The organism is uncultured Dokdonia sp. (assembly GCF_937910895.1).
In the GTDB taxonomy this organism is placed as follows: Bacteria; Bacteroidota; Bacteroidia; order Flavobacteriales; family Flavobacteriaceae; genus Dokdonia.
This window is the reverse complement of record NZ_CALEMI010000090.1, coordinates 18,628-29,239: the sequence shown is the minus strand read 5'-3', so window position 1 is coordinate 29,239 and position 10,612 is coordinate 18,628. Positions and strand designations below refer to the sequence as shown.

Annotated in this window: 9 protein-coding genes; 6 read left to right on the top strand and 3 right to left on the bottom strand. The window is 34.6% G+C overall.

Translation table 11 applies throughout. The features are described 5' to 3' along the window. Positions 1–108: 108 nt before the first annotated feature. From Q0505_RS11280 to Q0505_RS11270, 3 genes are all read right to left on the bottom strand, one after another. On the bottom strand, positions 109–1,008 hold the full coding sequence (locus Q0505_RS11280; protein ID WP_299212842.1) for a M57 family metalloprotease: 900 nt from the start codon (positions 1,006–1,008) through the stop codon (positions 109–111). A gap of 417 nt (positions 1,009–1,425) precedes the next feature. Continuing rightward, the gene (locus Q0505_RS11275) at positions 1,426–2,481 is read right to left on the bottom strand and encodes a M57 family metalloprotease (RefSeq protein WP_299212840.1); all 1,056 of its coding nucleotides are present in this window, start codon (positions 2,479–2,481) and stop codon (positions 1,426–1,428) included. Between the two features lie 543 nt (positions 2,482–3,024). Beyond that, positions 3,025–3,663, bottom strand: a complete 639-nt coding sequence (locus Q0505_RS11270) for an LON peptidase substrate-binding domain-containing protein (RefSeq protein WP_299212838.1) — start codon at positions 3,661–3,663, stop codon at positions 3,025–3,027. Positions 3,664–3,808: 145 nt separating this feature from the next. On the opposite strand from Q0505_RS11270, the gene lysA reads away from it, so the two are divergent. The 6 genes from lysA to Q0505_RS11240 all read left to right on the top strand — a co-directional run bounded on the left by lysA (position 3,809) and on the right by Q0505_RS11240 (position 10,611). Then, positions 3,809–5,032, top strand: coding sequence for a diaminopimelate decarboxylase (gene lysA / locus Q0505_RS11265; protein WP_299212836.1), 1,224 nt, complete (start codon positions 3,809–3,811; stop codon positions 5,030–5,032). Between the two features lie 52 nt (positions 5,033–5,084). Continuing rightward, a complete protein-coding gene (locus Q0505_RS11260; protein WP_299212834.1) occupies positions 5,085–5,882 on the top strand; it encodes a M23 family metallopeptidase in 798 nt (265 codons plus the stop codon). Between the two features lie 164 nt (positions 5,883–6,046). Then, complete coding sequence (locus tag Q0505_RS11255; protein ID WP_299212831.1) at positions 6,047–7,171, top strand: serine hydrolase; 1,125 nt, start codon at positions 6,047–6,049, stop codon at positions 7,169–7,171. A gap of 218 nt (positions 7,172–7,389) precedes the next feature. After that, complete coding sequence (locus tag Q0505_RS11250) at positions 7,390–8,457, top strand: histidine kinase (RefSeq protein WP_299212829.1); 1,068 nt, start codon at positions 7,390–7,392, stop codon at positions 8,455–8,457. After that, the gene (locus Q0505_RS11245; protein ID WP_299212827.1) at positions 8,454–9,176 is read left to right on the top strand and encodes a LytTR family DNA-binding domain-containing protein; all 723 of its coding nucleotides are present in this window, start codon (positions 8,454–8,456) and stop codon (positions 9,174–9,176) included. The genes Q0505_RS11250 and Q0505_RS11245 overlap by 4 nt, the downstream gene beginning before the upstream one ends. 88 nt (positions 9,177–9,264) lie before the next feature. Then, entirely contained in the window at positions 9,265–10,611 is a 1,347-nt protein-coding gene (locus tag Q0505_RS11240) for a hypothetical protein (protein ID WP_299212825.1), read from the top strand. The last annotated feature ends 1 nt before the right edge of the window (position 10,612 follow it).

Here is a 10,612-nt window from a genome sequence, read left to right as displayed (position 1 = left end):
CAGGACTAGATTTCATGTTATTAAGATACGAAATCAAAAAAAACAAACAAAAAGAGACTGCCTTTTTAGACAGCCTCTTTCTATTATAACTAAACGTAACTAAAATTCTTAGTACATATTACGTAATGCTGTAATATCGTTGTTGTTAAATTCTCCGTCAGCACTACTTGAGAAACAAGCTTGCATGATAGATGATACGTCTCTTCCTGTTGGAGTTCCTGCAACGTGTATTGCTCCAGCAGATCCAGCACCTTCATTCTGAGCAGATCCACAGCTTAAACGGTCAAACCAATCAGAGTGACGGAAACCAACTGCATGTCCAATTTCATGTGTAATTACATGCTCGTTTACGTTAGTTGAAAAACCATCAAGGTTATAAATCTGAATAAACTTGTGTGGTGCTCCTGCATTTGTTGGAAATCCTGCTACACCACCAGAACCACTATTATTTCCAGAATTGTCATATATAACCATGTCTGAGTTTGTAAAGTTGGATCCAAATGTTAAGTTAAACTGTAAAGTTACACCACTTAAACGGTTATAATTAGCGACTGCCCAACCTAATGCAGTTTGTCCTTTTGAGGATAAACCAAAACCATCATTTGCTGTATATCCAAGAATATCAATCGTTCTGTTATTACCAGTCACTAAGTTATTGGTACGATACTGGCGTGTTTGCCCTTCTACTACTTGCATTGCTTTTAATTGTGCTTCTGTAACAACAATATCGTCTCCGATATAAATACGTTGCTCAATAGTTCCGTCAGGTAAATGGAAGTCTCCTTTTGTAATACTACCTGCATCAATTTCTAATGTTTTGATAAGGTCCAATACGGTCTTATCTGTAACAGCATCTCTAGGGGGAGTTTCAGTATTTATAATATCTGAAGAAACTTCAGTTACAAGGTTTGCATCGTCTTCGATTGTTACTTCATCACGTTCACAACTAGAGAAGAGTAATGTAACTCCTGCTAATAAAATAAAAGCTGATTTAAGATTTGTTTTCATATTAATAAATATTTTGGATTAGTAATGGTATAAATATAATAACAAATGTGAATGAAATGTGAATATTTCAAAAAATTAACATAATTTATATTAAAATATGCGGTAAAACCATAAAATATACGTTTTTTACTGTTTTTCCGTAAAGTGATTTTACTTGTAAAAAATAAGATAGAAATTAAATACTATTTATTTCTAAAAAATTGAGTACAGGTTATTTCTTAGAAGAATCATGAATACTATTTAATCAAATCTCAAGGCAAGATGTGTTTCTGTTATAACAAAGACAATAATTATTTATAAAGCGATTGTATCAACAAAAAACAAATCCCAATCGAAAACGATTGGGATTTGAAAGTTTATGAGAGAAGAGAAAGAATTTCTTGTTTCTTAACCTAGAATTCAGCCTCTTTATTTTTATTAACAAGGTCCTAAAAGGGTCCAGCCTCCACTAGTTCTTTCATACAAATTACCTTGGTAAACGACTCTAGCTCCCACAGGATAGTTTATTGGTTGCCATTGTGGAACACCATCACAAATACTTCCTCCTGAAGACGTTGGATACATAACTCCTAAACCAGTAACATCATTACCATTAAAATTTCCGCTTACACTAGTAGAAAAACAAGCTAACATAAGAGACGTTGAATCATATCCTGTAGGGGTACCTGTTAAATGTACTGCTCCTACTCCTGCATCTCCTTCATTTGAATTTTGTCCACAGCTTTGTCTTGAGAACCAATCCGTGTGACGGAAACCAATAGAGTGTCCCATTTCATGAGTAATTACATGCTCATTAACACCTGCAGAGAATCCCTCCAAATTATAGATTTGGCAAAATTTATTAGGGTTACCGCTTGATGGGAATCCAGCAACTCCACCAGAACCACTGTTATTTACAGAATTATCATATACAACCATATCTGCATTGGTACTCGTTGCAAAAGTTAAACTAAATCTTAACGTTGTCGTACCATTGTTATATAAGGTATTATAATTATTGATAGCGTTTTGTAATGCAGTTCGACCCTTAGTAGTAAGTGCAAATGGTGCTCCTGTATACCCTATAACACTAATAACTCTACTACCACCATTTGTATTCACAAGGTTATTTGTACGGTATTGTCTTCCTTGTGTATCATTCAACGTTTGCATTGCAACTAACTCTTCTTTAGTAACAACAATATCGTCTCCGATATAAATACGTTGTTCAACAGTTCCGTCTGGTAGGTGGAAATCACCTTTTGTTACAGAAGCAACATCAAGTTCTAGATTATCAATAAGATCTAATACTCTTTGATCTGTAACAACATCTCTAGAGGATGTTTGATTGTTTACAATATCTGTATCGATAACTGTAACTTCCGTTTCAAAGTTAGCGTTGTCTTCAACAGAAACTTCATCACGATCACAACTTGCAAACAATAGCATTACTATTGCCATTAAACTAAAAGCTGATTTAAGATTTGTTTTCATATTATATATATTTTGGATTAGTAATGGTATAAATATAAATACAAATGTGAAAATTATGATAATAATACAAAAAATTAACATAAATTATACTAAAATATGTGGTAAAACCATAAAAAAATATCGTTTTATGGTTTTTCCGTAATGTAATTTTACGGGTAAATTATAGTAAATTAAAGAATTTTACTAAAATTAAAAGGAGATAGCTCCTCATATATTTTTAAAATAAACTTATAAATACCTTAGAAATGAATATAATAAGGCTATTTATATTCGTTGTGCTTTTTACCAAAATGATTACTCATTGGATGCATCATCTCCATTATTTTCCTCAAATCCCAAAGGATAGAATGAAGATTTCTAATATTGACCGCTCATGGAGGGGAAAATGACGAAATCTAATCAAAATGCACAACCAGTTTTTTACAAACGATAATAAGCAGGTCTTTTTATTTTGAAGTATGAAACTTATCTACCTGTAACGCTACAAATTAAGTCCATATAGAAAATAGTGTGTAGAATTATATATGGGAATGTGTGAAAATTCTAATATTCTTCAAAATCCAAGGGGTCAAAATTCTTAAAATGACCATTCAATTTTATAATATCTTTAACTCTATTAACAGATCGTAGAGTGGTTACTATAGATGTGAGATGCTGAATCAAAAATTCGTATCGGTTTTTTTCTGATGTTAGTTGTAATAATGCATACTCTTGTTCTATAGTAAGTCCCATTTTATGAGATAAGGTATAGGTGGTAATCGTTTGTATATTCACTTCAGGAGTTTGAATATCTAATTCGTCATAAAATGCATTGAGCAAGTTTACAAATTTTTCTTTCAAGAGGATTGTTCCATCTTGAACAGCATCTATAAATTGTACAGTACCGCCAGCATATAGCTTCTCATGTAGTCTATTATAAAAATCTACTAGTTTAAAAACGCGTATTCCTTTACATATAACATCACTGGCGCCAGATGGATACTTTTTTACTACTTTAAGGACTTCCATCTCTGTACCATATTCCAAACGTTTATCAACGTAGGCAGGAATTCCAAATGTAATTTTTTCATCTTCGCAATCTTCGATTAATTGTTTATACCGTTGTTCAAAGATATGTAATGCAAGTTCTTCTCCAGGAAATGCTACCAATTCAAGGGGAAACATAGGTAGTGTAGCTATCATTATCAATTATTTTTTATGGAATTTACAAAAGATGCTTTTCAATTAGTCTATAAATAGTAAATTTTAACCTTCTTGTTGAACTTTTTGCTCTTTTAGTATTGTGTATTAAGAATAGTCTACTAATTTCGTAGGCAAAAATGTTGCTATGACAAACAAAGACCTTTTACAAATAGTTCAGGAATATGAAAGTCCTGTGTATGTTTATAATGCAGAAACAATTACCAGACAGTATAACCGCTTAACTTCTGCATTTAAAAAGGTCAAACAACTACGCTTAAATTATGCAGTAAAGGCGTTGAGCAATATTTCTGTATTACAACACATCCACGGTCTAGGAGCAGGATTGGACACGGTATCTATACAAGAAGTCCGCTTAGGATTGGCTTCTGGATGCCCCGCAGACCGTATTATATTTACACCTAACGGCGTTTCTCTTGCAGAAATCGAAGCTGTGTCAAAAATGGGAGTTCAAATCAATATTGATAATCTATCCATTCTTGAACAGTTTGGAACTAAACATCCCAATGTACCTGTCTGTATTCGCATCAATCCGCATGTCATGGCGGGAGGAAATACCAATATTTCTGTAGGACATATTGATAGTAAATTTGGAATTAGCATCCATCAGGTACCGCATATTTTACGTATTGTAGAAAATACCCAAATGAATATTAATGGGATTCACATGCATACGGGAAGTGACATTTTGGATATTGAAGTATTCTTATATGCGTCTGAGATTCTTTTTGAAACGGCAAAACACTTTCCAAATTTAGATTTTATAGACTTTGGGAGTGGTTTTAAAGTGCCGTATAAAGAGGGCGATATTGAGACTAACATTGAGGAGTTAGGTGATAAGTTGGGGGAACGTTTTAACGCTTTCGCGAAAGCGTATAAAAAACCCTTAACACTGACCTTCGAGCCTGGGAAATTTCTCGTGAGTGAAGCAGGAAAATTCTTAGTAAATGTAAACGTGGTCAAACAAACCACTTCTACCGTTTTTGCTCAGGTGAATAGCGGTTTTAATCATTTGATCCGACCGATGTTGTATGGAAGTAATCACGAAATTCATAACATAAGCAACCCAAACGGGCGTGAGCGTTTTTATAGTGTAGTTGGCTATATCTGTGAAACCGACACGTTTGCAAATAACAGACGTATTACCGAAATAAATGAAGGAGATATTCTTGCTTTTAGCAATGCGGGGGCATATTGCTTTACGATGGCTAGTAATTATAACAGCCGTTACCGCCCTGCCGAAGTTTTGTGGAAAGATGGAAAAGCGCATCTTATACGTAAAAGAGAAACCTTTGAAGATTTGCTACATAATCAGATTCCGTTACAAGAGATTGCTGATGTGGTGTTGTAAATGGTTCAAAAATGTCACAAAACGTATCTTACTTACTCTTTAATAAAGGACTATGCGCATTTTTCTCATTTTATTTATACTTCCTATCTATTGTTTTGGACAGACAGAATTAGCATCTATCAAAAAATATAAAGGAGACTCTCTTTACTTTGGGGTAAAAAATATCTCTCCTATTTCTATCTGGTATGAAGAACTAAAAAAAGATTCTGTAGATTATAGTACACATACGTTTGATCTTGCTCAGATGCAACCTAAAGATTCTTTGTATCCTATTGCTATTATACCTGTAAATGCTATAAAGGATACTTCAAAAATTAATGTAAAAGATTTTATCAATTATAAATTTCGAAGAGCCAATCCTAGAGCTATTCATGACGATACGTATAAGTATGAATTACCGTATGCAAAGGGTGAAAAATATGAAGTCATCCAGACATTTGGGCAATCTTTTAGTCATAATAAACCTACATCTAGGTATGCAGTAGATTTCAAAATGCCCATAGGAACTCCTTTATATGCTATAAGAGGTGGTATTGTGATCCTTGTTATAGAAGATAATACAGAACATGGAGGAAAAGATTTTATAGATAAAAGTAACAATATCTTTATCCTTCACAATGATGGTACCTACGCGCAATATTCTCATCTAGATTACAATGGCGCCGATGTAGAAGTAGGTGATGTTATACAGCAAGGGGATTATATTGGTAAATCAGGGCATACTGGATTTTCTACCCGTCCTCATTTACATATTGTTGTTAAAGATGGTAACGGTATCTCACTTCCTTTTTACTTCAAAATCCGTCCTAACAAGAAACTTAAATCAGGAAAAAAATATCTTAGAAACTAACTATTTATCAGGACTAGTTTTAAGGCATTACATACCACTTCTAAACATAGGAAAAGTATTAGCTCTCCACTAGCCAATTTAACTTTGCTTCTTCGCTGGACCACAAAAAAGCGTTTCATTCAGAAAAATAATTGACTTCATTTTAAAAATGAGTATTTTTAAAAATGCGTATTTCTATTCTTTTAGGTTGTGTAAGTAGTGTGCTGGTGCTTTCTTGTACCACACCTTTAGATTCGGTGTTAACAGCTGAACATCCTGCTATTCGAACAGTGATGGATAGTTTGGAAAATCACGAGGTCCAAATTTTATATACCCAAATAGACACAACAGATAAAGGACTGATCACGTTTAAGGATTACGTATTTCAAGAAAATAAGAAAAATTATTTCTATCCCGCTAGTACCGTTAAGTTACCAATCGCTTTACTTGCTACCGAGTATATAAATACCCATCCTGAAATCGAATTAGACACGCCTTATATTTCTGAGAGAGATTCAGTGTTACATAGTGTTTCAGATGATATTCGACAGATTTTCGCCGTGAGCGATAATGAAGCTTATAATCGGTTGTATGATCTGTTAGGAAGGGATTACATCAATACACGCCTCAAGGAGCTTGCTCTCTCTCCTACACGGATTTCTCATCGTCTTTCTACGACGAATGCCGATAAGGCTGAACGAGGTACAATAAAGTTCTTTCCATCTTATGAAGGGGACATCATTACTATAGAAGAGCAAATAGATCAGCCGATAGTGGCTATAAAGATTAAAAAACAACAGAAAGGGAAAGGATATCTCAAAGATTCAACGCAGATATCAACGCCTTTTGATTTTTCTGATAAAAACTATTTCCCGCTTAAAGCACAGCACGAACTGATGAAACGTGTCTTTTTTGAAGATCAATTTGATGCGGATCAGCGTTTCAATATTTCCTATACCGATAAGATTCGTATTCAGAAGGCGATGTATACGCTTCCGCGAAAAGCAAAATATGATCCCGAAACGTATTATGATAGTTATGTAAAGTTTTTTCTGTACGGAGACTCTAAAGACCCGATTCCTGATCATATAAAAATATACAATAAAGTTGGATATGCCTATGGTACCCTTACCGAAACTGCATACGTGGTAGACGAAAAAGAAGGGATTCAGTTTTTACTTTCTGCTACCATTCTTGTGAATAAAAACGAAATTTTTAATGATGATACCTACGAATATGATACCATTGGAATTCCTTTTCTGGCACAGTTAGGGAGGGAGATTTATGCTTTGGAGAAGAATAGGAAATAAGAGATGTTGGTCGGTTTTTGAAAAGAGAGCAAAGAGAAGGGATCGCTTCGCTTTTAGAATCAGACTCAGGATTCAAAACGAGGAACTCAAGACTCAAGTATGTCCCTGATATAGGTTGACTACTTTTCACTTAAAATATGATGATTTCATCTAACTATATACAATCTCAACGGATATCATAATAGATGCTGTTGAATATTTTTTATCTTGTCTAGTGTATGACATTAGTTAGAAAATTAGCGACTATAGTGAGCAAAAAGGACATCATACTTTTTGTGACTTTCTATTACGTATCGACTCTCATTTACTATACGGCAAGCTGGATTTCTTGGGGTGGATTTAAACCTGGACATCCGCCTTATTTTCATTTTGAGGAATTTAGTGCTTCTGGAGGTGCACAGTTTTTAATTAGCTTCATAGTAACAATTCCGATTTGGTATATCACAACCATCGTATTAGGGAAATATACGCTTAAAACACGGTTATTATCACATATTCTTTTCCTACCCTTATATATTGCAATATGCTACTTCTCATTACTTTGGGTAACAAAAATATTTGGTTGGTCGATGTATTGGGGCGGCTATAAAGTTATCTGGACGCTGTACACTTTTATGCTTTTTTATTTAGTTCAGTTTGGTTTTATACACGCCTATACCTACTTCAAAAGATTTAAAAATGAAGAAAAAGAAAAAGCAATACTCCGAGAAACCACGTTAAAAAGTCAGATAACAGCACTAAAAGCACAACTAAATCCGCACTTTCTACACAATCTATTCAACTCTATTAATGCGACCATACCGCCAGAAAATGAACGAACAAGAGAACTCATCGTCCAACTGTCTGACTTATTTAGATATCAGAATTATGCCTCTCAAAACGAATATGTAACTGTTAAAGAAGAAATTGATTTTATAGAAAGCTATTTGCAATTAATGCAAATACGATTAAAAGAGCGCTTGCATTTTTCCTTTGACGTCCCTAAGGAACTTTACAATCAGAAAATTGCACCTATGCTTTTACAACCCTTGGTAGAAAATGCTATTAACCACGGAATCGCGACTAAAATAAAACCCTCTACGTTAATAATTAAAATTGAAAAAGTAAGAGATCAATTACACTATACGATTGAAGATACTGGAGTTGGCATTACTGACAAAGAAGCTGTCTTTTCAAAAGGGTTAGGACTATCCAATACTAAAATGCGCCTACAGAAAATCTATAATGCAGACTTGAAAATTGAAGATAACATACCCTCTGGAACTAAAATCTCATTTGTAATTTGAAAAGAATATTGATCATAGATGACGAAGAAGATGCTAGAGACTTACTAAAGCAATATATCTCAGCACATCAAGAACTTTCCATTATAGGAGAAGCAACCAACGGTCGTGAAGCTGTTGAACTCATTAACAAACTACAACCAGACACCATATTTCTGGACATCCAAATGCCTGGTCTCAATGGTTTTGAGGTGCTCACACAATTAGACGAAATTCCCGAAGTCATTTTTTCTACTGCTTATGACCAATATGCCATAAAAGCATTTGAGGTGCACGCTATTGATTATCTGTTAAAACCTTATGGGAAAAAACGCTTTGAAAGCACACTAAAACGAATTCTGAACAATCAGAATAATATGATTTCTTTAGCTGAAGAATTACTTCAAAAAGAAATGAAATTTCCAGCCAAAGTAATTTTGCACAAAGGAACCCGAAAAATGATGGTGCCTGTTTCTAATATCCTCTATGCCGAAGCCTTTGGAGATTATACAAAAATCTTTACAGAAAATGAAGAGTTCCTTTCTACCAAAGGAATCTCCGAACTTAAAGAAACCTTTAACCCAGCATTATTCACAAGATTACATCGGTCTCATTTTGTGAATGCTAGCGCTATTAAAGAGCTCAAAAAAATAGATCGCTATTACCACGTCATTTTAACGAATGGAGAAAAAATAAGAGTAAGCGACACCTACTTACCAGAAATTAAGAAAATAGTGCTTTAACGGTTTCATCGGTCTATTTTCAGACCCGTCGACTTAATCATTGTCATATAACTTTTCTGAGATATCTTTAAAGAAAAACAGAAGTACTATGAAGAATATATTAACAATCACCCTTTTTCTCATTGCTTTAATCACTTACAATACTTCAGCTGTTGCCCAAATTCAAGAACTCTTAAAAGTTTCTAAAGAATCAGACGTTGATATCAAAACGTATACGGGAATTATCTCTGAGCAGTACGCAAATGGAAGCCCTGCGCTTTGGAAAACACTTGTCAATGGAAAAACAGAAGGGCTATGGTTGGAATGGTATCCTAACGGGGTTTTGCGGTACAGAGCCTATTGGAAAAATAGCTTAGGAAACGGACGTTGGGAATATTTTTATCCTAACGGACAGTTACGTTCTGAGAGCTTTTATATCAATGATATTACCCAAGGAATCTATAAATCATATCACGAAAATGGACAGCTCAAATACGACGCCACCTATATAGATGGTAAAAAAGAGGGCTTAGAATTTACGTATGATGTAAATGGGGTTACGCTTTCGCGAAAGCGTTATGAAAAAGGAATACACGTGATTGATGAGCCAATCATTTTTCAAGAAGGTGTCCTCTCTATTGCCAAAGGAAACGAATGGGGCATTCACTTTATGCCTGATGGAAATACGGCTTATTTTACAAGAAGGGATTTAGACACAGGTAAAAAACGAATTTACGCTACTACCAAAACCGAAAACGGTTGGAATACGCCAGCTATCGCTCCCTTCTCAACCGATGAAGATGAAGCAGCATTTGTAAATAAAGAGGGGAGCAAGCTCTTCTTCGCTTCTTATAGACCACTCCCAGACGGAAGTACGTCACAAAAAATGGATATGAATATTTGGTATGTAGATAAAATAAATGATACGTGGTCAACTCCTAAACCTTTGTCAAATGTCATTAACAAGTCTATGAAAGAGGATAATATTTGGCCTGCAAACTATGAAGCGGGACCGATGACAGATGGAGAAGGAAATCTATACTTCTGGACCAAAGGATCAAACAGCAAAGCCACCAACCTCTTTATGGCAACCTTAAAAAACAACGGAACGTATAACAAACCTGTGGAATTGATACCACCATCAAGTAACACCAATTATGATACGTCACCACACCTATCACTAGATGGTACGATTTTATTTTTTGGGTCTGATGATCGGTATGATGGCTATGGTGGATCTGATATCTACTACTCCAAGAAAGTAGGCAATACATGGTCAACACCCAAAAATATGGGACCCATCGTGAATTCTTATCAATCTGAAGGGTCTCCTAGCTTTTCTCCAGATGGAAAATACTTTTACTTCAGCAGTAACCGATCTGGTAAAGTAGATGCTAACGGCGAATCTATTTGGGATTTATATTATATGGAATCAAAGTATTTAATGATTGAATAAT

What these genes read in the sequence shown, in the direction of transcription:
- lysA (WP_299212836.1), top strand. Translation starts at nt 3,809, where the DNA reads ATGACAAACAAAGACCTTTTACAAATAGTTCAGGAATATGAAAGTCCT.
- Q0505_RS11240 (WP_299212825.1), top strand. Translation starts at nt 9,265, where the DNA reads ATGAAGAATATATTAACAATCACCCTTTTTCTCATTGCTTTAATCACT.
- Q0505_RS11275 (WP_299212840.1), bottom strand. Translation starts at nt 2,481, where the DNA reads ATGAAAACAAATCTTAAATCAGCTTTTAGTTTAATGGCAATAGTAATG.
- Q0505_RS11250 (WP_299212829.1), top strand. Translation starts at nt 7,390, where the DNA reads ATGACATTAGTTAGAAAATTAGCGACTATAGTGAGCAAAAAGGACATC.
- Q0505_RS11260 (WP_299212834.1), top strand. Translation starts at nt 5,085, where the DNA reads ATGCGCATTTTTCTCATTTTATTTATACTTCCTATCTATTGTTTTGGA.
- Q0505_RS11255 (WP_299212831.1), top strand. Translation starts at nt 6,047, where the DNA reads ATGCGTATTTCTATTCTTTTAGGTTGTGTAAGTAGTGTGCTGGTGCTT.
- Q0505_RS11280 (WP_299212842.1), bottom strand. Translation starts at nt 1,008, where the DNA reads ATGAAAACAAATCTTAAATCAGCTTTTATTTTATTAGCAGGAGTTACA.
- Q0505_RS11270 (WP_299212838.1), bottom strand. Translation starts at nt 3,663, where the DNA reads ATGATAGCTACACTACCTATGTTTCCCCTTGAATTGGTAGCATTTCCT.